This is a genomic window from Massilia sp. YIM B02443 (genome assembly GCF_030411955.1).
GTDB lineage: Bacteria > Pseudomonadota > Gammaproteobacteria > Burkholderiales > Burkholderiaceae_D > Telluria.
The window spans coordinates 1-25,148 of record NZ_JASNRA010000002.1 but is presented as its reverse complement, the minus strand read 5'-3'; the positions used below and the strand labels follow the sequence as shown (position 1 = coordinate 25,148).

Annotated in this window: 22 protein-coding genes; 10 read left to right on the top strand and 12 right to left on the bottom strand. The window is 60.6% G+C overall.

The genetic code is table 11. The annotated features are described in order from the left end of the window. Positions 1-38: 38 nt before the first annotated feature. The 3 genes from udk to QPK27_RS02520 form a co-directional block, all read right to left on the bottom strand. The gene (gene udk / locus QPK27_RS02530; RefSeq protein WP_290416634.1) at positions 39-689 is read right to left on the bottom strand and encodes a uridine kinase; all 651 of its coding nucleotides are present in this window, start codon (positions 687-689) and stop codon (positions 39-41) included. A 59-nt stretch (positions 690-748) separates the two neighbouring features. Next, positions 749-1,774: an asparaginase gene (locus QPK27_RS02525; protein ID WP_290416633.1), complete on the bottom strand. Its 1,026-nt coding sequence runs from the start codon at positions 1,772-1,774 to the stop codon at positions 749-751. A 197-nt stretch (positions 1,775-1,971) separates the two neighbouring features. Then, positions 1,972-2,838 (bottom strand): pirin family protein, encoded by an 867-nt coding sequence (locus tag QPK27_RS02520; RefSeq protein ID WP_290416632.1) that lies wholly within the window; start codon positions 2,836-2,838, stop codon positions 1,972-1,974. A gap of 140 nt (positions 2,839-2,978) precedes the next feature. Between QPK27_RS02520 and QPK27_RS02515 the strand changes: the two genes are divergently transcribed. From QPK27_RS02515 to QPK27_RS02495, 5 genes are all read left to right on the top strand, one after another. Beyond that, a complete protein-coding gene (locus QPK27_RS02515) occupies positions 2,979-4,532 on the top strand; it encodes a dipeptidase (RefSeq protein ID WP_290416631.1) in 1,554 nt (517 codons plus the stop codon). A gap of 349 nt (positions 4,533-4,881) precedes the next feature. Next, complete coding sequence (gene galT / locus QPK27_RS02510; RefSeq protein ID WP_290416630.1) at positions 4,882-5,976, top strand: galactose-1-phosphate uridylyltransferase; 1,095 nt, start codon at positions 4,882-4,884, stop codon at positions 5,974-5,976. Further along, positions 5,973-7,070: a Xaa-Pro peptidase family protein gene (locus QPK27_RS02505; RefSeq protein WP_290416629.1), complete on the top strand. Its 1,098-nt coding sequence runs from the start codon at positions 5,973-5,975 to the stop codon at positions 7,068-7,070. Before galT ends, QPK27_RS02505 begins: the two co-directional genes overlap by 4 nt. 1 nt (position 7,071) lies before the next feature. Beyond that, complete coding sequence (gene galK, locus QPK27_RS02500; RefSeq protein ID WP_290416628.1) at positions 7,072-8,157, top strand: galactokinase; 1,086 nt, start codon at positions 7,072-7,074, stop codon at positions 8,155-8,157. Between the two features lie 2 nt (positions 8,158-8,159). Beyond that, entirely contained in the window at positions 8,160-9,983 is a 1,824-nt protein-coding gene (locus QPK27_RS02495) for a glycoside hydrolase family 2 protein (protein ID WP_290416627.1), read from the top strand. 146 nt (positions 9,984-10,129) lie between these two features. Here QPK27_RS02495 and QPK27_RS02490 read toward each other — a convergent pair whose 3' ends face one another. The 7 genes from QPK27_RS02490 to QPK27_RS02460 form a co-directional block, all read right to left on the bottom strand. Beyond that, the gene (locus tag QPK27_RS02490) at positions 10,130-10,822 is read right to left on the bottom strand and encodes a hypothetical protein (protein ID WP_290416626.1); all 693 of its coding nucleotides are present in this window, start codon (positions 10,820-10,822) and stop codon (positions 10,130-10,132) included. Positions 10,823-10,979: 157 nt separating this feature from the next. Further along, positions 10,980-11,396 (bottom strand): VanZ family protein, encoded by a 417-nt coding sequence (locus QPK27_RS02485; protein ID WP_290416625.1) that lies wholly within the window; start codon positions 11,394-11,396, stop codon positions 10,980-10,982. A gap of 68 nt (positions 11,397-11,464) precedes the next feature. Further along, complete coding sequence (locus QPK27_RS02480; protein ID WP_290416624.1) at positions 11,465-11,773, bottom strand: hypothetical protein; 309 nt, start codon at positions 11,771-11,773, stop codon at positions 11,465-11,467. Positions 11,774-12,351: 578 nt separating this feature from the next. Then, positions 12,352-13,116, bottom strand: coding sequence for an SDR family NAD(P)-dependent oxidoreductase (locus QPK27_RS02475; protein WP_290416623.1), 765 nt, complete (start codon positions 13,114-13,116; stop codon positions 12,352-12,354). A gap of 75 nt (positions 13,117-13,191) precedes the next feature. Next, the gene (locus tag QPK27_RS02470; RefSeq protein ID WP_290416622.1) at positions 13,192-13,722 is read right to left on the bottom strand and encodes a TPM domain-containing protein; all 531 of its coding nucleotides are present in this window, start codon (positions 13,720-13,722) and stop codon (positions 13,192-13,194) included. Beyond that, complete coding sequence (locus tag QPK27_RS02465) at positions 13,722-14,561, bottom strand: YgcG family protein (protein WP_290416621.1); 840 nt, start codon at positions 14,559-14,561, stop codon at positions 13,722-13,724. The genes QPK27_RS02470 and QPK27_RS02465 overlap by 1 nt, the downstream gene beginning before the upstream one ends. 4 nt (positions 14,562-14,565) lie before the next feature. Then, positions 14,566-15,177, bottom strand: a complete 612-nt coding sequence (locus QPK27_RS02460) for a LemA family protein (RefSeq protein ID WP_290416620.1) — start codon at positions 15,175-15,177, stop codon at positions 14,566-14,568. Positions 15,178-15,337: 160 nt separating this feature from the next. On the opposite strand from QPK27_RS02460, the gene pyrF reads away from it, so the two are divergent. Next, complete coding sequence (gene pyrF, locus QPK27_RS02455) at positions 15,338-16,162, top strand: orotidine-5'-phosphate decarboxylase (RefSeq protein ID WP_290416619.1); 825 nt, start codon at positions 15,338-15,340, stop codon at positions 16,160-16,162. 208 nt (positions 16,163-16,370) lie between these two features. Here pyrF and sbcB read toward each other — a convergent pair whose 3' ends face one another. Next, complete coding sequence (gene sbcB, locus QPK27_RS02450) at positions 16,371-17,819, bottom strand: exodeoxyribonuclease I (protein WP_290416618.1); 1,449 nt, start codon at positions 17,817-17,819, stop codon at positions 16,371-16,373. Between the two features lie 102 nt (positions 17,820-17,921). Here sbcB and QPK27_RS02445 point away from each other — a divergent pair, with 102 nt between their 5' ends. Genes QPK27_RS02445 through QPK27_RS02430 form a run of 4 tightly spaced genes read left to right on the top strand, consistent with a single transcriptional unit; the run spans position 17,922 to position 23,413 of the window. Beyond that, positions 17,922-19,244, top strand: a complete 1,323-nt coding sequence (locus QPK27_RS02445) for a tyrosine-type recombinase/integrase (RefSeq protein WP_290416617.1) — start codon at positions 17,922-17,924, stop codon at positions 19,242-19,244. Next, positions 19,241-20,839: a site-specific integrase gene (locus QPK27_RS02440; RefSeq protein WP_290416616.1), complete on the top strand. Its 1,599-nt coding sequence runs from the start codon at positions 19,241-19,243 to the stop codon at positions 20,837-20,839. Before QPK27_RS02445 ends, QPK27_RS02440 begins: the two co-directional genes overlap by 4 nt. After that, positions 20,836-22,932, top strand: a complete 2,097-nt coding sequence (locus QPK27_RS02435; protein WP_290416615.1) for a hypothetical protein — start codon at positions 20,836-20,838, stop codon at positions 22,930-22,932. The genes QPK27_RS02440 and QPK27_RS02435 overlap by 4 nt, the downstream gene beginning before the upstream one ends. A 13-nt stretch (positions 22,933-22,945) precedes the next feature. Beyond that, positions 22,946-23,413, top strand: a complete 468-nt coding sequence (locus QPK27_RS02430; protein WP_290416614.1) for a hypothetical protein — start codon at positions 22,946-22,948, stop codon at positions 23,411-23,413. Between the two features lie 748 nt (positions 23,414-24,161). Here QPK27_RS02430 and QPK27_RS02425 read toward each other — a convergent pair. After that, positions 24,162-25,148, bottom strand: a 987-nt coding sequence (locus QPK27_RS02425) for a hypothetical protein (protein ID WP_290416613.1), incomplete at its 5' end; no start/stop codon positions are given.

Below are 25,148 nucleotides of genomic sequence, written 5' to 3'. Positions count from 1 at the left end.
CGCGCCCCGGTGGGCGCGCCTGACTGTCCGTCCATCCGTCAGTCGGTCGAACGCCGCTTCAGTTGTCCGATCACGCTCGCCACCTTGGTGGTGATGACGTCCACCGCCGGGTAATTGGCGCCGTGCGGCAGGATGACGTCGGCGTGGCGCTTGGTCGGCTCGATGAACTGCTTGTGCATCGGGCGCACCGTGTCCAGGTACTGGTTGGTGATGCTCTCCACCGTACGGCCGCGCTCGGTAATGTCGCGCTGCATGCGGCGGATGAAGCGCACGTCCGGCGCCGTGTCGACGAAGATCTTCAGCGACATCATGTCGCGCAGGTCGGCGTCGTACAGCACGAACAGGCCCTCGATCACGATCACCGGCGCCGGCTTGACGGGAATCGTCTTGCCGGTGCGGTTGCTGACCGTGAAGTCGTACTCCGGCATCTGGATCGTTTCGCCATTGCGCAGGGCCTGGATGTGCTGCACCAGCAGCGGCCAGTCGAAGGCGTTCGGATGATCGTAGTTCTGCTTGCGGCGCTCTTCGAGGGTGAGGTGGGTCTGGTCGCGGTAGTAGTCGTCCTGCATCACCACCGAGACCATTTCGTCGCCGAACGACGCCAATACTTGCTTGGAAACCGTAGATTTGCCACTGCCGCTACCGCCGGCGACCCCAATGACAAACGGTTGGAAGGGATTCTGATTCATCGGCGAATTTTACCGGAGCGGCGAGCGAACCGACAGAGCCCGCTCCATTTTCCGGCCCATCAGGCGGCCCGTACCAGCGAAAACAACGGCCGGATGTCGCCCGCCACTGTGCCGCGCGCGTTCTTGATCGGCGGCTGGCGGTAACGTTCCAGCTGCGCCCGGCGCTCTTCGTTCAACAATCCGAGCTGGTCCAGCACCGCGAACACGGCCGGATGCAGCGCCCGACTATTGCCGTCGGCAATCTTGATCGCGATGCCGATCCCGGCCGAGCGCACCCCGATCGCCTGCACCGCGTCGGCGCCGATCTTGGCCACCCAGTCGCCGCCGCCGGCCGTCATCCAGTGCAGGTCGGTGCGATTCTCTCCCGACACCATGTCCGGGCGCGCCGTCATGGCGTCGCCCAGGATTCCCATCGCCGCGCCCAGCTGCGGGTCGGCGCTGCCTTGCGCCAGGCGCGCATACAGGTGCGCCAGCTTGTGCAGCGGCATGGCGTAGTTCGGCGCCGAGCAGCCGTCGATGCCGGTCGGCATGCTGTCGGCCGGCAGCCCGACCGTGTCGGCCAGCGTGGCGCGGATCGCCTGCTGCAGCGGATGGCCGCGCTCGACGTAGCCGCCGGTCGGCTTGCCGTGCAGGCGGCACCAGGCCAGGAAGCCGCTGTGCTTGCCGGAGCAGTTGTGATGCAGCGGCGTCCAGCTGCGGTCCTGCGGCGCCGGCTGGCCGACGAATTCGTAGTGCAGCGGCACCGCGCAACCGCATTCCAGGTGGGCCGGATCGAGGCCGATCTTGTTCAGGATCGCGCTCACGCCGTCCAGGTGGATCGCTTCGCCGGAATGGCTGGCGCACAGCAGCGCCACTTCGTCGCGCGTCAGGCCGAAGCGGGCCGGGCCGTCGGCGAGGATGAAGGGCAGGGCCTGGAACGGTTTCAGGGCCGAGCGGGTGAAGGTGAGGTAGTTCGGGTCGCCGGCCGACCACAGCAGCCGGCCCTGCGTGTCGACCACGGCCACCGAGCCGGCGTGGACGTTTTCGATGACGTTGCCGCTGTCGGGATAGCCGCGCGTGGTGGCGACCAGGGGAATCGCTTGCATGGGATGGATGGGTTGGTTGTCGATGCCTTCAATGTAAGCCATCAAGGGACCGGGCCGACGCACCGTTGGCGGCTCGACCGTACGCCATCCAGCCCGCATTTTCGGCCGTTCGTCGCGCCATGGCGCGCTTCGTGCCGCCGGCGCTTGAGGCGCGCCGGCCGGGCGCTAGACTGGCTTCAATCGCCAGCCCGGGAGGCTTATCCGAGGCTCGAGCCGAACCGTCCGGCCTGGTAGTCGGTGACCGCCTGCACGATTTCCTCGCGCGTGGTCATGACGAAGGGGCCGTGCGACACCACCGGTTCGCGGATCGGCTCGGCGTGACCGAACAGGAGCAGGGCGTCTTCCTCGGCGCGGATCTCGACCGTGTCGCCGTTTTCGCTCAGCTCGACCAGGTGGTATGCGCTGATGAGATCGTCGTACTGACCCACGCCGATCCTTCCGCGCACCACATACAGCAGCACGTTGCGCAGGTGCAGGCCGGACAGGCGGAGGACGCCGCCGGCCTGCATCGCGACGGTGCTCATGAACACGCCGGTCAGCGAGTCCACCGGGCCTTTCGTGCCTTCCCATTCCCCCGCGATCAGGTTCAGCGTCACCTTGCCGTCGTCGATCGACAAGGCCGGGATCTGCTCGTGCTGCAGGCCGACGTAGGCCGGCTCGCTCATCTTTAGGCGCGATGGCAGGTTGACCCACAGTTGCAGGATCTCGAGCTTGCCGCCTTGCTCCAGGAATTCGCGCGGCGAGACTTCGGCGTGCACGATGCCGCGCCCGGCCGTCATCCACTGGATGCCGCCGGGGCCGATGATGCTTTCGTGGCCGGCGCTGTCGCGGTGCGCCAGCAGGCCGTCGAGGATGAAGGTGACGGTCTCGAAGCCGCGGTGCGGATGCGGGCCGAAGGGCAGGCCGCGATTGTGCGGAGGATAAGTCTGCGGGCCATGGTGGTTGAGGAACAGGAAGGGGTCGATCTGGTCCAGGTGCGCGGCCGGCACCGGACGCTGCGTGAGCAGGTCGCCGATGTCGTCGCGCAGGGCGGGGTGGACCCGGAGAAGTTGCTTGGTGTTCATGGAGGGCTCCTGCCGTTGTGCCAAAGGCATCACCATAGCCGAAGTGGCGCACATGCGCAGGGGACTGAACGCATAAATTGCTGTGCTAGACTCATTGCGCTTTTGCAACCTGCGCTTTAGTAACCGGAGACTGGCACACGATGTTCAACCAAAGCACGTTCAAGAAAACCTTGCTCGCCAGTCTGTTGCTGGCTTCATTCATTTCCCCTGTAACCGCATCGGCAGCGCAGGGGGCTTCATCGGCATCCACGGTCCCCGGCCCGGTCGCCGTCAAGACGGCAAAATATGCCGTCGAAACCTATCGCAACGACGTGGTCGACACCCTGGCCAAGCTGGTCAGCTTCAACACCGTGGCCGACAAGACCGTGCCGTCGGACCAGAATCCGGTGCACATCGCGTTCAAGAAAACGCTGAAAGAAGAAGCCGAGCGCCTTGGCCTCGACTACGCCGACCACGGCTGGACCGTGATCATCGGCCTGGGGCAGGGCACCGAACGGGTCGGCATCGTCACCCATGGCGACGTGCAGCCGGTCGACGCCAGCAAATGGAAGAAGTCGCCGTTCGTGCTGGACCGAACCAGCGAGCCGGGCAAGCTGATCGCGCGCGGCGCCGAGGACGACAAGGGCCCGATCGCCACCGCGCTGTATGCGATGAAGTCGATCCGCGACCACCAGGTGCCGCTCACCAAGCGCATCGAACTGTACGTCTACATGGGCGAAGAGTCGGACTGGGGGCCGCTGACCGAGTTCCTCAAGACCCACGTCCCGCCGCAGATGAGCATTACGCTCGACGCCGAATATCCGGTGGTGACGGCGGAAAAGGGCGGCGGCACCGTGGCCGTTACCATCCAGAACGCCAATGCCCAGGCAGCCGGCGAGGGCCAGCCGCACATCGCCGGCTTCAAGGGCGGCTTCTTCGGCACCCAGATCCCCGAGGATGCGCAGGCCGTGGTCGCCAACGCCACGCCGGAGATCGAAAAACAGATCCGCGCCCGTGGGGCGAAACAAGAGGGCATGAGCTATGTCTTCGCCTGGCAGGACAAGAACCTCACCGTCACCGCCAAGGGCGTCTCGGCGCACTCGTCGAAACCGCAGGAAGGCGTCAACGCGGTCAGCATGCTGGCCGACGCACTGGCCGTTCAGCCATGGCCGAACACCACGGCCGGCGCGGTGGTCAACTACCTGAACGACATGGTCGGCACCGGCATCCATGGCGAGAAGTTCGGCAACATCGCCTACCGCGACAGCTTCATGGGGGCGATGACGTTCGTCCCGACCGTGATCCGCCAGCTGGACGACGGCATCGAGGTGGCGATCAATGTGCGCCGCCCGCAAGGCAAGACCACCGAACAACTGACCAACGAAATCAACGCGGCGCTGGCGCAATGGCAGGGACGCCGCGTGCCGCTGGCCAACGTCAAGATCGGCGTGCGCGAGCCGTGGATCCTGCCGAATGCGCCGCAGGTGCCGACGCTGCTGTCGACCTTCTCGTACTTCACCGGCATGAAGGATCCGAAGCCGGTCGCGATCGGCGGCGGCACCAATTCGCGCCTGTTCCCGAACGCGGTCAGCTTCGGGCCGGCGATGCCGGGCAAGAAGTACACCGGGCACTCGGAGCACGAGTTCATCACCACCAAGCAATTGCTGCTGAACTTGCAGATGTACACGGCCGTGCTGGTGGAGCTGGCCAGGTAAGCCTGACGGGCTGCGTCACGGCGTCGCGCCAACACAGCAGTGCGCTCAGCGGCGAGGTAGGTTCCTGCCTCGCCAAATCGTGTAAAAACTTCTAATCATGGCGTAGGAATTAAACTACACTAAGGGTCCCTGTTAGCGCTAACTGAGCGGCTTGTCCTTGCGAATCCAAGGCTTACCGCGCACCGCCTGTCACGCCTGCGACGGGCCAGAATTTACGGCTGGAAAATGAGCCAGCGCTAACGAAAATGTGTGGCGAAAACAGCATGATAGGATCGGTTTTTAGAGCCGCGAGCGCATCGATCCGTCGTGCGCGTTCGCGCCGGACGTGACCGATATCCTATTGATTGCCATGCACAGTAAAGAACTCAAGAAGCCGGACGGACGCAACCTTACCCTGTACAGCAACCGGGCGATTCCCGACGGTCTGGTGGCGCCCAGCCCGTTCCCCGATCCGCAGCACGCCAATCCGCACCTGCGCTGGCATCCGCTGCGCGGCGAATGGGTGACCTACGCAGGCTTCCGCCAGAACCGCACCTATCAACCGCCGCCGCAGTACAACCCGCTGGCGCCGACGCGCGACCCCGAGCATCCAACCGAAATGCCGGCCGGCGACTACGAGATCGCCGTGTTCGACAACCGCTTCCCGTCGCTGGCGCTGGAATCGCACGATCCGCCGACCCTGACGGTGCCGAGCGCGCCGGCCAACGGCCATTGCGAAGTGGTGGTGTTCACGCAAGACCCGGATACGGCGCTGGTGCACCTGCCGCTGTCGCGCATCGAACTGCTGCTGCAGGTGTGGGGCGACCGTACCCGGCGCATCGGCAGCCAGCCGCATATCCACTACGTGCTGCCGTTCGAGAACCGCGGCGCCGAAGTGGGCGTCACGCTGCACCACCCGCACGGCCAGATCTATTCCTACCCGTTCGTGCCGGCGGTGCCGGCGCGCATGCTGGGACAGGAACGCGAGTACTACCTGCAGCACGGCTCGAGCATGCTGTGCGACATGGCGCGCGACGAAGCCGCCGACGGCAAGCGCGTGCTGTACCAGGACGACTACGCGATCGCCTTTGTGCCGGCCTGCGCGCGCTATCCGTACGAGGTGTGGGTAATGCCGACCGCACCGTGCAAGGATTTCGCGGCACTGACGCCGCCGCAGCGCGAGAGCCTGGCGCGCGCGCTGAAGACCGTGCTGCTCAAGTACGAGACCCTGTGGAACCGTCCGTTCCCTTACCTGATGGCCTGGTACCAGGCGCCGACCGACGGCGCCGAGCATCCGGAAACGCAATTGCATGCCCAGTTCTATCCGCCATACCGCACCAGGGACCGCCTGAAATACCTGGCCGGCACCGAGCTGGCGGCCGGCATGTTCGCGATGGACGTGCTGCCCGAGACCACGGCCTATGAGCTGCAGCAGGTCGAGGTCAACCTAGAGGAGTCCGCATGATCGACCCGAGCCTGCGTGCGCAAGAGGTGGCAAGCAAGCTGGCGTTGCTGCGCGAGGCGCTGGCCGGGCAGGGCGCCGGCGCGCTGCGCCTGCGCGGCGCCGACTGGTTCGCCTGGATCACGGCGGGCGGCGCGAACGCGCTGCTGCACACCTTCGAGGCCGGCGGCGCCGAGATCCTGATCACGGCGGGCGACGCCTGCGTGCTGACCGACCAGACCGAAGGCGAGCGCCTGCGCACTGAAGAGGTGCCGGAAGGTTTTACGTTCCACATCGAACCGTGGGCCGAGCCGGAATTGCGCGAGCGCTTCGTCGCCAACGCGGCCGGCGGCCTGCCGGTGCTGTCCGACCGCCCGGCGAATGGCGAACAGCCATTGCCGCCGGCGCTGCGCCAGCGCCGCCTGGTATTGAGCACCGCCGAGCAGGAACGCTACCGCGCGCTGGGCCGCGAGGCGGCCGAGGCCATGACCGAGGTGCTGCACCGCGCCCGTCCCGAGTGGAGCGAGCAGCAGCTGGCCGCGGCCGGCGCCGAGGCCCTGTGGCGGCGCGGCATCCATCCGGCGCTGGTGCTGGCGGCCGGCGAGCGGCGCCTGCCGCTGTACCGCCGCGCCACGCCGACGAATGAACCGATCGGCCGGCGCGCGATGCTGACCTTCAGCGCGCGCCGCCATGGCCTGTACGCCAGCCTGACGCGCTTCGTCTGCTTTGGAGCGGAGTGCGCCCCGGACAACCAGCGCACCCTGATCGACCTCGAGGCCACCGGGCTGGAGGCGGTGAAGGCGGGCGGTTCGTTGTCCGCCGTGTACCACGCGCTGGCCCAGGCCTACCACCATGCCGACGTCGAGGATGCGATCCGCGACCACCAGCAGGGCGGCATCACCGGCTACCAGGCGCGCGAAGTCGTGGCCACCCACAGCAGCGCGACCCTGCTGGAAGAAGGCATGGCGTTCGCGTTCAGTCCTGGCTTCGGCGGCATGAAGCTCGAAGACACTTTCCTGCTCGGGCCCGACGGGCTCGAGAACCTGACGTTCGACCCCGGCTGGCCGGCGCTGGACGTACATGGCCGCAAGCGGCCGCTCTGGCTGGAGATGCAATAACATGGTCACACCCGACACCTTCTTCGGCGGCGCGCCCGAGGTCAACGCCAGCGCGCCGGGCCGCGTCAACCTGCTGGGCGAACACACCGACTACAACGACGGCTTCATGCTGCCGGTGGCCACGCCCCAGGGCACGCTGGTGGCGATGAGCCGCAGCGGCGACGACCATTTCCATTTCTATTCGCCGAACCTGGACCAGACCGTGACGTTCGCGCGCGACGGCAATGCGCCGCAGGGCTACGGCAGCTATATCGAAGGCTGCATCCGCCTGGTGCAGGCGGAGGGCATCGAGGTGCCGCCGCTGCGCATCTATGTCGACACCAACCTGCCGGTGGGTTCCGGCCTGTCGTCGTCGGCCGCGCTCGAGGTGGCGACGCTGCGCGCCATGCGCGCGCTGCTCGGCTTCGAGCTCGACGACGTGCGGCTGGCGCAGATCGCCCGGCGCGCCGAGATCGAGTACGCGCACGTCAATTGCGGGATCATGGACCAGATGGCGTCCAGCCTGGCCGACGAAAGCAATATGCTGTTCATCGACGCCCGCACGCTCGAGCACCGGCTGGTGCCGCTGCCCGCGGACACCGAACTGATCGTGATCGACTCGGGCGTGGCGCGCACGCTGGCCGCCAGCAAGTACAACGAGCGCCGCGCCGAGTGCGAGGAAGCCTCGCGCAAGCTGGGCGTGGATGCGCTGCGCGACGTCGCCGATCCGGATTCGGTGGAAAGCCTGCCTTCGCCGCTGCGCGAGCGGGCGCGCCACGTGGTGCAGGAAAACCTGCGCGTGCTGGAAGCGGCGCAAGGCGTGAGCGCCGAGCGCTTCGGCGAACTGATGAACGCGTCGCACGTCAGCCTGCGCGACGACTACGAGGTGTCGATTCCCGAGCTCGACGCGCTGTGCGACGCCTTGCGCGCCGCGCCCGGCGTGCTCGGGGCGCGCCTGACCGGCGCCGGATTCGGTGGCGCCTGCGTGGCCCTGTGCAGGAAAGGGCAGGGCCAGGAAGCTGCCGCCACCGCGCTGGCGGCCTACAACAATGTCAATGGACGACAGGGACGCATCCTGGTCCCGGTTCCGACTGAACAGAAAGGATAACAATGAATCAGTTCGAATATCCCCGTCCACAGCTGGTGCGCGACCAGTGGCTGAACCTGAACGGCAAGTGGCGCTTCTGCTTCGACGACGAAGGCCGCTACGCCCAGCCGGCGGACGTGACCGAATGGACCCACGAGATCACGGTGCCGTTCGCGCCGGAAACCGAGATGAGCGGCATCGAGGACACCGGTTTCCACCGCTTCGTGTGGTACCAGCGCGAGTTCGAGATGACGCCCAACGACGGGCGCACCATCCTGCACTTCGGCGCGGTCGATTATTCGGCGCGCGTCTGGGTCAACGGCCAGCTGGTGGCCGAGCACGAGGGCGGCCATACGCCGTTCTCGGCCGACATCACCTGCGCCCTGAACAGCGACGGCAAGCAACTGGTGACGGTGTGGGTCGAGGACGATCCGGCCGACCTGGCCAAGCCGCGCGGCAAGCAGGACTGGCTGCTGGACGCGCACTCGATCTGGTATCCGCGCACCACCGGCATCTGGCAGACCGTGTGGGTCGAGCAGGTCTCGCCGACCTATATCCAGAAGCTGCGCTGGACCCCGGTGTTCGAGACCTATGAGATCGGCTGCGAAGTGTTCGCCGCCGGCGACATCCAGGAAGACCTGTTTGTCGAGGTCAAGATCTGGCACGGCGACCAGTTGCTGGCCGACGATTACTACAAGCTGCTGGCCGGCGAGGCGAACCGCAAGATCGCGCTGTCCGACCCCGGCATCGATGACTCGCGCAACGAGATCCTGTGGAGCCCGGAACGGCCGACGCTGCTGGACGCCGAAGTGACCCTGCGCTGCGGCGACGTGGTGCTGGACCGGATCCGCTCGTACACGGCGCTGCGTTCGGTGTCGATCAACCGCGACCGTTTCATGCTCAATGGAAGGCCATACCAGCTGCGCCTGGTGCTGGACCAGGGCTACTGGCCGGAATCGTTCATGACCGCGCCGTCCGACCAGCACCTGAAACGCGACGTCGAGCTGGTCAAACTGATGGGCTTCAACGGCGTGCGCAAGCACCAGAAGATCGAGGATCCGCGCTTTTTGTACTGGGCGGATAAACTGGGCCTGATGGTGTGGGAAGAGATGCCGTCGGCCTACCGCTTCAGCCCGCGCGCCATCACGCGCATGGTCAAGGAGTGGACCGAGGCGATCGAGCGCGACTACAGCCACCCCTGCATCATCGTGTGGGTGGCGTTCAACGAATCGTGGGGCGTGCCGAACCTGACGCTGACGCAAGCGCATCGCAACGCGGTGGAAGCGCTGTACCACCTGACGCGCACGCTCGACTCGACCCGTCCGGTGATCGGCAACGACGGCTGGGAAGCGTCGGCCACCGACATCCTCGGCATCCATGACTACGACAGCGATCCGGAAAAGATCCAGGCGCGCTACGCGGTCACCGATCCGGTGCGCACGCTGTTCGATCAGCGCCGTCCGGGCGGGCGCATCCTGACGCTGGACGGCTTCCCGCACCGCGGCCAGCCGATCGTGCTGACCGAGTTCGGCGGCATCGCCTACGATCCGAAGCAGACCCCGAATCCGGACGAGACCACGTGGGGCTACAGCCGCGCGCACACGGCCGAGACCTATCTCAAGCAGTACCAGCGCCTGCTGCAGGTGGTGAACGAAACCTTCATGTTCAGCGGTTTCTGCTATACCCAGTTCACCGACACCTTCCAGGAAGCGAATGGCCTGCTCAATGCCGACCGCACGCCCAAGCTGCCGCTCGACGTGATCAGCGCCGCGACGCGCAATGCCCCGACGCAGCCGCGCGATCCGCAATCCGGCATGGATGCGAACAAGGATCCGTCCACGCCCTGAACGGGGTGCGTCCGGCAGGTAGGCCGTCGTGGATAGGTCCTCGCAAGCGGATACCTGAGGGACACCCGGGCGATCATGCCTGGCCGGATACGTGGACGGCTGCGCCGTCCACGACTTCCCATTCAATCGGTCGCCGGCCGCGGCAGCTAGCGCTGGATCACGCCACTGGTGACGTTGATGCGGTCGCCGCTGCGGAAGTCGGGCGTGCTGTTGTGGGTGACCACCTCGGTGCTGCCGTCGTCCTTGCGCACCGTGACGCGGTAGGACTGCTCGGATCCGGAGCTGCCGGTGGCGCCCGCCGCACCGCTGGCGCCCATCGAACCGCTCTCGGTGCCGACGCTCGACCCCGGCATGATCTCGATCGCCAGCACGGTACCGTTCGGCACTGCGCTGCCTGCCGCGGCCGTGGCGCCGCCGTCCTGCTGCATGCTGCCCGAGCTTCCCGTGCCCATGCTGCCGGAGCTGCCCGAACTGCCCATGCTGCCGGACGAGCCGGAGCTGCCCGAGGTGCCGTCCTGGATCGGTGTCCCGCCCGAACTGCTTTCGGTGCCGGTGGTGCCGGAACTGCCGCTGGTGCCCGAGCTACCGCTGGTACCGGAGCTACCGCTGGTGCCCGAGCTGCCGCTGCTGCCGGTCGGATTGCCCGAGGCATCGGTGGCGCTGCCGGAACCGTAGCTGCTGGAGCCACTGGCGCCGGTGCTGCCGCCCGTGCCGCTCGATCCGCCGGACATGCCGCTGCCCGACGATCCACTGTGGCCACGCATGGCGTTGCACCCGGTCAGGGCGAGCGCAACCGCCAGCAGGCCCGCCAGGGCCACGCTCTGGTGTGTTTGCTTCATGATCAACTCCTCTATTGGATGTTCAGTGGGGATGTGACGATGCAGCGTGCCACGTGGATAAGAGGCGTTGCGCGAGCCGGCGTTCCAGCTGACTCGTCTGATGGCGGGTTGGATCAAGAACAGGCAGATTGCGCGGAACCAGCCGCGCGGCTGATGGTCAGCGCTCGCGCGGCGACTGTGCGGCCGCTTGCGGCGCCAGGCTCGCCACCACGGCCAGCAGGCTGGAAGCGACGATGGCAGCCGTGAAGTCGATCAGCCAGTCGCGCACGTCGCCCGAGCGGTACGACAGGAAGCTCTGCACCAGCTCGTCGAAGGCGCCCATCAGCGCGATCGTCAGCACCGCCTTCAGGGCGCGTTGCACCGGGCTGCCGCTGGCGCCCAGGAACCACAGCGTGGTTAGAAACGCATAGGCCAGGCCGTGCAGCACCACGCCCGAGGCGTAGTTGCCGACCTCGGCGCGCGCGCCGGGAATCGAGCCGGCCACCACGATGCCGGCGAACAGCAGCAGCGCCAGGGCGTGCAGCGCCTGGCGCACTTTCGGTTCGAGCTGGAACAGGGTCGACAGGGCAGGCATGGCAAGACGGGATGGTGAAAACGCCTACGATACCATGCCGCGCCGGCGCCCACCCACACTGCCGGGGCCTAGATGCTCAGGGCCGGCGTGCCATTGGCGTAGCGCGCGTCGAAGCAGCTCTCGCAGTCGGCGCAGAACAGGTGGGCCATGCGCACGCTGCCCTGGCGCAGGACCAGCTTCAGGTGGGTGTGCTGGCACTTGGGACACATTTCGCGGACACTGCCGAAGGTCAGCAGGTTGAGCGGCACGCTGTCGTCGTCGACCGCATCGACGACCGCATGCGGATTGAGTTCGCTAAGGATGAGGTCGCCGGCTTCATGCTGGCGGCGGCAGGCTTCCGGCGGGTAGATGGCGTCATCGGGTACACGTAAACTCATAGGACAGGCTCCTGGATCGTTTCGTCGTACGAGGCATTCCGGGGCGTTGCGAATCCGGAAGCGGAGTTTCATGATAGTCAAATCGGCGCAGGCTGCAAGCCTCGCGGTCCATTTTTTTGCCGCAGCTTTCTGCAGTGCAGAAAAAAATGCCCGCCAGTGGCGGGCACAACCCAAGATAGGGCCAAGAGACGCGGAAACCGGTTGGTGTGTTGCACCCGGGGCGCAGCACACCTGCTGCCATCACGCATATCGGTTACGTGTATCGCAGTAAGTCCAGTATAGGCAGGGAATGTGACTTCGCTATGACGCTGCGCAAGGTTTCCGCGGCATCATCCGTAGTGAATATTGAACGGAGCGGTTGATTAATGAAGGTGATGAGCGGAGGCCGCACGAGCTGCACGGGCAAAAAAAAAGCCCGCTCAGTTTGCGGGCTTAAAACTATTTTCTTGGAGGAGAATAGTGGAGACAGGTGTAATTATCGGCCTCGCCCGCAAGGGTGTCCAATTGCGAATGCGGATACCAGACATGCGATTGCGTAATATCTCCTGCTGTATGTTATACGCTACCTTTCATGGAGTTCACTCTTTGACCGGCACCGTGTAGTTGAGCGCCAGCCGGCCGCCGTCGGCGTACAGGGTCTGGCCCGTCATGTACGAGGCGTCGTCGCTGGCCAGGAAGGCGGCGATCGACGCCACTTCTTCCGGTTCGCCGCAGCGGCCCAGCGGGGTGCGCGACAGGATGGTGTGGCGCGCCTCCGGGCTGCCGAGCACCGCTTTTTTGGCCAGCTCGGTGAGGATGGTGCCGGGGCCGATGGCGTTGACGCGGATGCCGTGCTGGGCCAGGGCGATCGAGGCCACCCGGGTCAGCTGGTTGACGCCGCCTTTCGAGATCACGTACGGCACCTGGTTCGGGATGGTCAGCTCGGCGTTGACGCTCGACATATTGATGATGCAGCCTTCGCCGCGCGTGACCATGTCGCGCGCCACCGCCTGGCTGCACAGGAACATGGATTTCAGATTGATGCGCAGCACGCGGTCGAAGTCATCTTCCGCCAGGTCGAGGAAGTCGGCGGCGTGGGTCACGCCGGCATTGTTGACCAGGATGTCGATGCGCCCGAAAGCATCCAGCGTGGCCTGCACCATCGCGTCGACTTCCTGCTTGATGCCGACGTCGGCGCGGAAGAAGCGCGCCGCCTCGCCCAGCGCGGCGGCGGCCTGTGCGCCTTCGGGACGGATGTCGACCAGCATCACGCGCGCGCCTTCGCGCACCAGGCGTTCGGCGCAGGCCAGGCCGATGCCCTGGCTGGCGCCGGTGACGATGGCAATCTTGTTCTGGAGTTTCATGGCGGGCTTTCTAGGGAATCGGAAAGCCGCCATTCTACGCAATGGCGCGCCGAACGTTGGCGGGCGCTGCCTTGGTCAGAGCATGACCGGATGGTCCGGCAACTCGTTGGGCCGCTCGCCGTTGGCGGGGAAGTGCTGGCGCAGCAGTTCGTTGACCTGGGCGATCGCGGCCAGGGTGGCGTCGTGGAACTGGCCGCGACGGAAACCCTCGGTCATGGTCGCGCACACCGCCTGCCAGGTGGCGCGGTCGATCTTGCGGTCGATGCCGCGGTCGGCCACGATGTCGATCTTGTGCTCGGCCAGGTTCACGTAGATCAGCACGCCGCAATTGTCTTCGGTATCCCACACGCCATGGTCCGCGAACAGGGCCAGGGCGCGCTGGCGGTTGGTGACGCCATTCCAGGCGTCTTCGAAGGGCAGGGCCTTCTCGATGATCAGGCGCACTTCGCCGCGGTGGGTGCGCTCGCCGGCGTCGATAGCCGCAGCGATGGAGTCCAGAGTGGTGCTGGGGAAAGCGCGCCGCGCTTCGCCCGTGCCGCTGTTGAAGTGGCGCCAGGCGCGCCGCAGGCGTTGCCCGAAGCTCGGTTGTTGCATGGTGTCAGTCATTACCAGTCTCCCGAGGCGCCGCCGCCGTCAAAGCTGCCGCCGCCGCCCGAAAAGCCGCCACCGCCAAATCCACCACCGCCAAATCCACCACCACCGCCACCGCCACTGCGGCCTACGCTATTGAGCACGCTGCCAAGAATGAAGCCGGCGGCAGCGTTGCCCCAGTCGGATTGACTGCGGTGGCTGCGAACTGTGATTTTGCGTTTTTTTGCAATAGTCAGACCCATGATGCTCACCAGCATGATCAAACCGAGGAGTGGTATCCCAAGAAATGTCAGGAGTCCAGCATAAGGCGTGGCGGGCTGCTGCTGTGGCTGCTGGGCCGGCGCCGGGAAGGCTTCCTGGTTGAGCAGGGTGGCAATCGCGCCGACGCCGGCCACCAGGCCTTCGTAGTAATGGTTCTGTCTAAAGTGCGGCGCGATCGTGTCCTGCAGGATGCGTTTCGACTGGGCGTCGGTCAGCACGCCCTGCACGCCGCGTCCAGCCTCGATGCGCAGCCGGCGCAGCGAGCTCGGGTTGTCGCGCGCGACCAGCAGCAGCACGCCGTCGTCGACGCCCTTGCGGCCGAGCTTCCAGGCGTCGGTGACGCGGATGCTGTACTGCTCGATCGGTTCCGGCTCGGTCGATTTGACCAGCAGCACCGCGATCTGGCTGCCGGTCTTTTGCTCGTACTCGGCCAGCACCGCTTCCAGGCGCTGGCGCTGGGACGCGTCCAGCATGCCGGCCTGGTCGGTGACGCGTGTGGTCAGGGCCGGCACGTCCTTGAGCTGGGCGAGGGCCGGCATGGCCGTGGCCACGGCCAGCAGCAGGGCAAAGAGGAAACGCAGCGGTGCGTTCATGCGCTTACTTGCCGAAGTCGACGCTCGGTGCGGTCGAAATCGCTTTTTCGTTCTCGACCGTGAACGAGGGCTTGGTGTCGTAGCCGAACACCATCGCGGTCAGGTTGTTCGGGAAGCGGCGCACGGTCACGTTGTAGTCCTGCACCGAAGCGATGTAGCGCTGGCGCGCCACCGTGATGCGGTTCTCGGTGCCCTCCAACTGCGACTGCAGGTCGCGGAAACTGGTGTCGGCCTTGAGGTCGGGATATTTTTCCGAGACCATCATCAGACGCGACAGCGCGCCCGACAGTTCGCCCTGCACCTGCTGGAACTTCTGGAACGCTTCCGGGTTGTTGAGCACCTCGGGCGTGATCTGGAAACTGGTGGCGGCGGCGCGGGCGCGCGTGACCGATTCCAGCGTCTCGCGCTCGTGCGAGGCATAGCCCTTGACGGTATTGACCAGGTTCGGGATCAGGTCGGCGCGGCGCTGGTACTGGTTGACCACTTCGCCCCACGCCGCCTTGGTGGCTTCGTCCTTGGTCTGGAAGTCGTTGTAGCCGCAGCCCGACAGCAGGGCGCCGGCCAGGACCGCGCCGCCCAGCAGGCGGGTCCAGCGAAAGAGGAAGGATTGGCTCATGATCGGTGTTGTCCGTACAAGTTGTTGAATAATCAAAATATACCCGAATTGCCGACAACACGGCGCAGCGGCCGGGCAGGCCCGGTCGGCGCGGCGCACCACGCACCGCACACGGCGGTACAATAGAGGGTTTGCAATTTCAAGCTACTGGGGGCCACAGGTGAATTTCATCGACAAACTTTCCGCCGCATGGGCGCGCAACGATTCGCTGCTGTGCGTCGGGCTTGATCCCGACCTGGAGCGCCTGCCGGCGCAGCTGCGCGGCCAGCCGGACGGCATCGTCCAGTTCTGCAAGGCGATCATCGACGCCACCGCCGACCTGGCCTGCGCCTTCAAGCCGCAGATCGCCTATTTCGCGGCGCTCGGCGCCGAAGACCAGCTGGAAGCGATCTGCCGCTACCTGCGCGAGCACTACCCGCACATTCCGCTGGTGCTGGATGCCAAGCGCGGCGACATCGGCGCCACCGCGCACCAGTACGCGCGCGAAGCGTTCGACCGCTACGGCGCCGACGCGGTGACGGTCAGCCCCTACATGGGCTCCGATTCGATCGAGCCCTACATGGCGTGGCCGGAGCGCGGCGTGATCGTGCTGTGCCGCACCTCGAACGCGGGCGGCTCGGACCTGCAGTTCCTGGACGTGGGCGGCAAGCCGCTGTACCAGCACGTGGCGCAACTGGTGGCCGAGAAGTGGAACGGCAACGGCCAGTGCGCGCTGGTGGTGGGCGCGACCTTCCCCGAAGAGATCGCGCAGGTGCGGGCGCTGGTGGGGGATATGCCGCTGTTGATCCCGGGGATCGGCGCACAGGGTGGGGATATCGAGGCCACCGTCAAGGCGGGGCGCACGGCGGACGGCGCCGGCATGATGATCAATTCGTCGCGCGCGATCCTGTATGCGACGCCGAAGGATGGCGAGGATTTCGCGGCGGCTGCCAAGCGGGTGGCGCGCGAAACGCGGGATGCGATCAATGCGGCGCGGCGGGCGTAGCGGCTGAATTGCCGTTAGTGGTGCTGCGTGGGAACTTGGGTTCCCGCCTGCGCGGGAACGACGGTGTCGAGGATAGCAGCCACCGTCGATTGCAGGTTAGCTGGACGAATTTCGTTACCTTAAAAACCGTCGTCCCCGCGAAGGCGGGGACCCAAGTCCGTAGAGCAGCCGAGACGCTTGCAGTACCGGTTGCCAGCGCACCTGCGAGTCAGTGCTGCTCCGGCGCAATCATCTCCACATACTCATACAGCGCGCCCAGGATCTCTTCGGCACGCTCGTCCGCCGTCTCCGACAAGGCATCGATCTCCCCAAACAGCTGATCGACCGTGCGCGCCCCGGCCGCGCCATCGAACAGCCGCGCCGCCCGATGCGTCTCCCACGCCGCATGCTCCTCTTCCGACAAGGTCTGCGGGAAGTTGCGCGCGCGGTAGCGGAACAGCAGCTCGTTCAGGCGCTCGTCCTCGAAACTGTAGCGTTTACCGGCCAGCGCCGCCGGCGTCTGCATGCGCACCGACTCCAGCTGGCGCCGGTCGTCGCGGCTCACAAAACCGTTGTACAGGTCTTCGTCGACGTCGACCGGCTCGCTTGACCCCGGCTTGTTCAGCACCTGCGCCCACACCGCCTTCATGTCCGGCCCGCTCGCCGCCAGCGCCGCGTGCGCGCGTCCGCGTTCCAGGTCGATGTCCCAGCGCGTCGCCAGGTCGGCGCTGAGCGTCTTCAGGTTCCCGACCAGCATTGGCGACTTGTTCAGGTGCACGCTCTTGATCGGCAGCCGCGTCATGCCTTCCGGCAGCTCGGCGCTGCGCGTGAACATGCGGGTGCGGATGGTGTCGACGTCGAGCGCGAACAGTTCGGACGGATCGTGGCGGCAATCCCAGACCAGGATCTCGTTCTTGTTGGTCGGGTGCTGGGCCAGCGGATAGACCAGCCCCAGGCAACCGTACTCGACCGGGAACATGCCCGACACGTGCAGGAAGGGCTGGCGCTGGGACGGGTCGAGGTGCAGGCCGATCTCGGCTGCGACGCGGTCCTTGCGCCGCAGTTCCAGGCAGAAGTCGAACAGGCGCGGCTGCCTGGCGCGGATCAGGCGCGCCAGCGCGATGGTGGCGCGCACGTCGGACAGCGCGTCGTGCGCGGCCTCATGCGCCAGGCCGTTGGCGGCGGTGAGGTGTTCCAGGCGGAAGCTCGGCTTGCCGTCTTCCTTGCTCGGCCATTGAATGCCGTCCGGGCGCAGCGCGTACACCATGCGCACCACATCGAGCAGATCCCAGCGTCCGCAATTGTTCTGCCATTCGCGCGCGTACGGGTCGATCAGGTTGCGCCAGAACAGGAAGCGCGTGACTTCATCGTCGAAGCGGATCGTGTTGTAGCCGACCCCGATCGTGCCCGGCTCGCTGAAGGCGGCCTCGATCCGGCGCGCGAACTCGTGTTCCGGCACGCCGTGCTGCAGGCAGTGCTGCGGCGTGATGCCGGTGATCAGGCACGATTGCGGGTCGGGCAGGAAATCGTTGGCGGGCTGGCAGTACAGCATGATCGGATCACCGATCTCGTTGAGTTCGGCGTCGGTGCGGATCGCGGCGAACTGGGCCGGACGGTCGCGGCGCGGCACGGCGCCAAAGGTTTCATAGTCGTGCCATAAGTAACGTAATTCACTCATTTGTAAACAACTCCGTCATTCTCATAGGGGAAGCGCCGAAAAGTTGTTGACGCTTATAATTCTGATAACTATTATACCACGATTATCAGTCGGAAATCGAATATGTCAACAAGTATCCCCGAGCTTTCTGTTAGATCAATAAAGTGGGTCTCTGGAGAGCGTTTTGCGATGCTCGTCGATGCAGAGACCGGCGTCCCTCTCATCGACCCCACCGTTTTTGCGATGCTCGAGTTGCGAAAGCGCGGAGATGCGCACTCGACAATAAAACAAGCGATGTATGCGATCCGAATACTAATTTTATTTTTGAATTCGAAATCGATCGACGTCCATTACCGGATTCACAAGAGTGGCAGACTCTTCGATATGGGTGAAGTGGAGCAGCTTACTTCCCTTTGTAAACTCCAGTTTTCCGAAATTCAAATTAGATTGAATGTTCCTCCCGGCGCGCCCGACGCTCGGGCCAAACCCAAATTCAAATTTAAAAACGGAGCAAAGTTGCTGCAGGCGTTCCGCGCGCGCACGCCGGAACGTCCGGTTCTCTCTGTTCATCGTGGCACTACAAACATTCGCCTTGGCTACATCCATAGCTATCTGCGATGGCTCACTGCTCGCGAAATCATGCGTATTGATGCGGATAGTTCTATCCAGCTCGCTACGAGGGCAAATGTTGACGCAGCCCTCGGGGCGATCAAGTCAAAGCGTATCCATCGCGGAAATAGGAAATCAAAAATGAAACGCATGGGGCTGACGACCGAAGTGATAACGCGACTGCACGAGGTGTTGGACCCAGAATCTCCAGAGAATCCATGGCGTCCCGGTTTCAATCGCTACCGAAACCGTCTCTATATCTACTGGCTGCTCGACGTTGCCCTTCGGAAGGGTGAAGCACTCGGGTTGACCTTAGAAGATATTATTTTTGGTTCTGGCTCGGCTAAAATCGTTCGGCGTCCAGACAATCCGCACGATCCTAGAAGCGACCCTCCTCTGGTGAAAACGAACGAACGCGAGTTGCGCATTAACGATACCTTGCTTGAATTCACCGAAGAATATCTTGAAATGCGGCGTGACTACGTTAACGCAAGTCACGGATATCTGTTTGTATCCAGCCGGCGGGGAGAGGCATTAAGCCAAAGTGCAGCTCGTGATATTTTCTATGCCCTTAGGAGAAAAGTATCTGGGCTTCCGCCGACATTAAGTGCGCACGTGTTACGACACACATGGAATTCCCTCTTTACAATGCACGCGTTTGAATCTAATATGCAGGACAAAACTCGCGAAGACCTCATGAAAAATCAAAATGGATGGTCCGATAAGAGTAAGATGCCGAATTACTATTCGACATTGGCGATTAACAAGAAAGCCCAGCAAGAATCAATCAAGGTGCAAGAAAAAATTCACGGCTTTAGAAAGAGAAATCTGAAATGAAAAATGGAGGCACCCAGAACTCAGTCGCTGTAGCTTCGTTAGGCGCTCCAAAATTGCCTGACTTTGCTATAACTGTTTCTGGCGTGCAATTCAATCCACGGGCTGATGTTTGGGACTTTTATGATGGTCTGGATTGGGTGTATATAGATTTCTGTTTTCTTCGTCGCAACGTTTCTGACGATTTTGTTCAAAATATAAAGGTCATTTTGGTTCATGCGGCGCAGGAAGTATCGCCGCTTTATTTGGTTAAGTGTCACAAAAGCGTTGAAAAATTTATTGAATCGTTATCTATTGGAACGATTTTAGAACGTATTGATTTGGCCGGTGTGCGTCACTTTTGGAATGATGCGAACGTACTTGAGGATTACAAATTTTTATTTCGAGGTGTTATCGAGCGTTGGACGAAAAATCGTTTTACTGGGATCGATGAAGCAGTTCTCGAGTTTTTGAGGCGACAGAAGGTAACTCGTCGAATCGTTGGCGAGTCTGTGCTGACATGGGATCCGATCTCAGGTCCGTTAACTGATAACGAATTCAAGGGCTATTACGAAAGCCTCATCGATGCATATGCTGAAGCAAGATTGAAGGAACACGAATTCTTAATAACGTGGCTTGTCACGGCGTTGGGAATTCGCCCACGTCAGGTTGCGCTGCTTAAGGTCTGTGACGTCTTGCGGAAAACAGATAACGGAACTGAATCCTTTTCAATTTCGATTCCACGTATTAAGCAACGAGGTCAGATTCCACGGGATGAAATGTATGAGTGGCCGGTTATCGATGAAATTGGTAGCTTACTTTACAAGCATGGCCGTAATCAGGAAAAGATGTTTGACGGACTCGTAAATGATATCGACCAATCACCGTTGTTTACTGATGAAGTATATTGTGACGTTGGTATTCCCCAGCCAATTTTTCCGACAGCTAATAAGGGGCGCGGAGAAGAAAGCCGCGAGTCTAAAAACAGTGGCGCAAATTTGTCATTACACATGGCGGTCAGTTCCGTAATTGATGTGCTAAGAAACGTGTTTGATAGTCTCGATTTCTCATCCGAGCGTGTGGGAAATAGAATTGTTCTGAATGCGCGGCGATTAAGGAAGACGTATGGCACTAGATTGGCTGCGGACAATGTTCCTGCTCCCGTGCTAGCAGCGATGCTTGGACACCGAGATATTAGGAGCAGCAAACCGTATATTGCTGCGACCTCACGTCTTCAGGATCGGCTTGATAAATCGTTGGCATTTGAACTGGCTCCGCTTGCTCAGGCGTTCCGGGGCGAGTTTTTGACTGAGGCAGATAACCGATCTAACGGAGCGGTTATTAGGGATTTAAGGTTAGTCCCCTCGGGCGAGCAGTTGGGGAAATGTGATAAGACCGGTTATTGTGGTTATGCAGCCCCTGTCGCTTGTTATACATGTAAGAAATTCCGCCCATGGAAAGATGCTCCACACGAATTGATATTCGATTTTCTTTGGGAGCGTCGCAGGAAACGTTCTGCAGATTTTGAAAAAGACGTGCACATGACGATGCTTCATGATCGTACGATATTAGCTGTAGCGCAAGTCATCTTGCAATGTAACGAGAAAGCCGACTCATGAGCAATTCAGTTGTTCAATTTTCGTCGAAGCGAGTCATTGCTTCAGAATTAAATTTGGCGAATTTTGTTGCTCAGGCGAGGAGTAGCGCTGCATTCGGCAGCAATTTTAATTTCAATTCGAATATTTGGGACGTCACGGCGCAGGTCGCGCAGAAATCAAAACGCAGTCAGACTACAATCGTTTTTGGCGCATGGGGGCAGCCACGGCCGAGTAAGAATGTCCAGATCGCGTGGATCTCCGGGCCTTTTTTGCAATTCGCGAAGGCATATGTTGTCTATCAATATGAGCTTACTCAGAAGGTAACTTTTGTTAGAGATCTTCAGGCGCTTCGTGCGCTAGATCATGCGCTAAATGCTTGCGGTCATAGTAGCCCCACGAAACTAACATCGAGCGTCTTCAATATCGCGGCAAACGTCATAACGGAAAAGCACAGTGCGGAAGCCGCACACGGTATCGCATGCGTATTGCAAAAAATTTCGTCATTGCTAGACGACAAAATGATTGGTGACGCACCTATCCAGTGGCGAAGCCCGCTCGAAGCACCGGTTTCGCGCGGACGTCTCGGCGAGGAATTCGAGAAGCGCCGGCTTAGAAAGCTGCCAAGTAGCGAAATTCTTACAGCGCTCGGCAACGCTTATCATCTAGCTTCTGATCCAGAGGACATTGTCTATTCTTCGATGTGTGCGTTGATGTTGAGCTCCCCAGACCGGGCGAATGAAGTCGTTTCGTTGCTGGTTGACTGCGAGTCAACAACGCTAGGTGACGGTTCGCTCGGATATGCGCTGCGTTGGTGGCCCTCAAAAGGAGCGCTGCCCCAACTGAAAGCCATCCCAGGAGTAATGCAAGATTTAGTAAGAGATGCAATCGGACGTATAAAGAAGATTACTGAGCCTGCTCGTAAAATCGCAAAATGGTATGAAGATCAGATTTCACCTGCGCGTTCGATGCCTACAAAAATTTACCTTCCTAAGCACCTTGAGTATTTACGGAATAAAGAGCTAGTCACTCGATCCGAAATTTCTTTGATCTTGTGGGGAGACGAGACGATCGATCCATATACATGGTGCAAGAGCAATCAACTTCCTGTCGCTAAATTAGATGGGCGAAAATATCTCCATCGGTTTGCCGATTTGGAAGATGCGGTTATCAAGAATCTGCCACGGCATTTTCCGTATGCAGATAACACCCAGCGTTGGAAATGCAGTGAACTCCTCTTCACCCTTCCGAAATTCAGTAATACCGCCCGTTTGCCGTATTTGTGCATCTATGTTCCGATGGATCGAGTAGATCTCAATTATCGTTTAGACGGTCGAAATAAGACGTCGATTTTCGCCAAAGTGGGACTTGCAGACGTAGTGGATGGAGTTGTGGTCCCCTTCAAAGTGTCTTCACACTCGTTTCGTCACTATTTGAACCACCTTGCTCACGAGAGCGGTGAGTTGTCAGATATTGACATTGACCTTTGGTCAGGTCGGACTTCTCGCGGTGAGGCCTACAACCATGTAGGTAGTTCTGAAATTGCAAATAGGGCAGCGCTGCTTGTTGGTGACGCGACATCGACTCTTCCAGTGGCTAAGGCCAGCCCGATACAGTTGTATGCCAGGCACGAATTCAAACGTCTAGGGATCGAATCAGGGCATACCACAGCGTTCGGCTACTGCGTACACGATTTCTCGGCAGCCCCGTGTGAAAAACATGAGGAATGTTTAGATTGCAGTGAGCAGTTTTGTATCAAAGGTGATTTGGTCAAAGAAACTAATATAAGGCGCGAACGAGAAGAGCTGGAGTCTTTAATAGCTAGAGCTGAGGCTGCTTGTGAATCCGGTGTATATGGAGCCGATCGCTGGCTTGAACGACAGAAAATTAAATTGAAACGAGCGTCCGACCTCATTTCTATCTTGGACCATCCAAACGTACCATATGGCGTCCCCATCCGGTTGAACGGAGCAGGAAATTATTCTAGAATTGAGCATGTTCGCAGCATTGCGGCTGAAGATAGCGGCCACACTGAACTTGGCGCCGTGAAAGGAAATTCGAAACCGGCGCAGGAGGGCGGGTTCTCATTGCTTGGTTTAACGAAGTCACAGAATTGATAGGCTCGATACGTTGAAAAATAACGAGAAGAAAAAAAGGGCGCCGAACCTGACAGAAGAGCGGATCGCCGGCATTCTGTTTATTATTGATCGTTGGTCAGAGGGTCGCCTGACTTGGGACGCACTTATCGATGCTATTGAGCGTTCTACTCAGGTTGAGTACACCCGGCAGGCATTAGCGAAGCATGAATTAGTTCAAGCCGCCTACGCCAAGAAGAACGAATATCTAGCACAGGGTCCTTCTGTAAAAAAGCATACTGGAATTGTCGAGCTGGACCAAGCTCTTCTAATTATTGAAACACAGCGGGCTGAAATCGCTCGGCTTAAGAAAGCCGAGGCGCTTTTTCTAGAACAGTTTGCGAGATGGGCGGCAAATGCGCATATGCAGGGTATCGATTATTGGAGACTTGACAGCCCGCTCGACGCGGTAGACCGGGATTCTAGTCTTGTTCACAAACGTTCATTGAAGTCTGTCGCGTGATCACTGCCATAAGTCTTACAGCCGTAAGTCCGATTCAGCTGGAACATTCCCTAAAAGTCATGTCATTCCTCCATTGATGAGCGACATGCCGTGATAAGAAATTTCTTTTAAATTCCTAGCGAAAACCGTGCCAATCCGGTAAATTTGGGTTATATTCTACGTTTAACGTAGGATCGCCGGTCCTGCTCTACTCATCCTGTTCACCTCTCTAACATGTTCCAAGTAGACCAACAGTGGAAGTGTAAGAACTCCGATGTCCTCCAGGCAATTTTTTCTCGGCCCGGAATGCAGTGTTATCGATCGGTTGAATTATCGTTAAACGTGCAGCTGTTTCACGTAGACGCATTGGTCATAGTTGACGACGAATGTTATTACGCTCGATTTATTCTTGATAATTTCGGGGATGTGGTCGAGCTTCTTATCGGAGGAGATTTTTCGAAGGTTAAAATTAGCCTCCAATCCAAGCGTGAGGACCGCGAGGACTACGCGATGCGCACAGTGGAGGAAGTTTTTGAAAGCGTCAGTTGTCCTGGGGTTTATTTCTATAAGTGCCAGGATGGTACTATGCAAAAGGACAGTATTCACGGAGACTCGTTAGATATCGGCGAGGTTAATTTGCTCTGGGCTTCGGGGTGAGTTCAGCTTAATTTTGTTTCCTGATGGGCTGCCTACTGTCTATGATTGTATCAATAAGTTAAGAGAAATGAAATCACGCTGATTTCATTTCTCTTTTCATTTACGATCGCGTTTACTGTGCAAATAGGGTGAAAAGGAGTTCACCTTCTCGAGTCCTCACTTCAATTCCAGCCAGATTAGCGTTGATCAGTACGCCTTGTCCATAGGTTGCTTCCGTCACCTGTATGTAACTCTTCAGTTGCATGTAAGAACTGTGATTGCGAGCACGTTCGATTTTCTTCGCTTCGGCTATAGACGCCGGTTTATAAGCCAAGAACTTGGCAGGTACAGTCAGTTTATATGTGGGTGTCCTCGCAGTCTTGCCGCGTTCAGACTCATACACGTATTTTTCGGCGCTAGATTTAAGGTTCGACAAATCAAAGGTGTTAGTATCGAAATCGTACTTGCCAAGAATAAGGTTTCCTTCTAAGACGATATTCTGAAGTGGCAACTTCTTCATCTCGATCCTGCTTTGATCTGCAATCTGTTGGATTTGGTCTCTACGCTCGAACGCATCGGTGGGGAAGGGCTTGTCTGACACCAACGACGCCAGCTGCTCATCGGTGAGGCGAGTCTTGTTAAGCTTCAAGTAGTTCAGAATTTGCTCTCGATCTGTTCGAAGTGGCTTATACGCATCAGTAGGCAACTTTTTTAGTGCGACGTTTGTTGCCCTACTTGCGTCTACTTCGCATTTGCTAACAACAAATTCTTGAGTGCGCTGGGTACCTTTGTCATACATCGGCGACTTCACATAGGCAGCAGCGGCATATTTTTTATAAAAGTTGAAAACATCTGTTGTAGCCGTTTTGGCCGATTCAGATTTGACTCGTAGTTTAATCGGAGTGACCGCTTGGAACTTGCCACCGCGTGCAGCAGTTGTCCAGAGGTTTCTGGAACGATCCATGAAGTCTTCGTTGATGCTTGTGACAGCGCATATGAAGGTCTCGGTGTCTTTGGGGCCAGGCTCGATTGGGCCGGGTAGAGGTGGAATCGACTGCGCAATGGCTTGCGTGCAGATAAGCGATGCGAGTGGGAGGAGGAGATGTTTTAGCATAGGGGG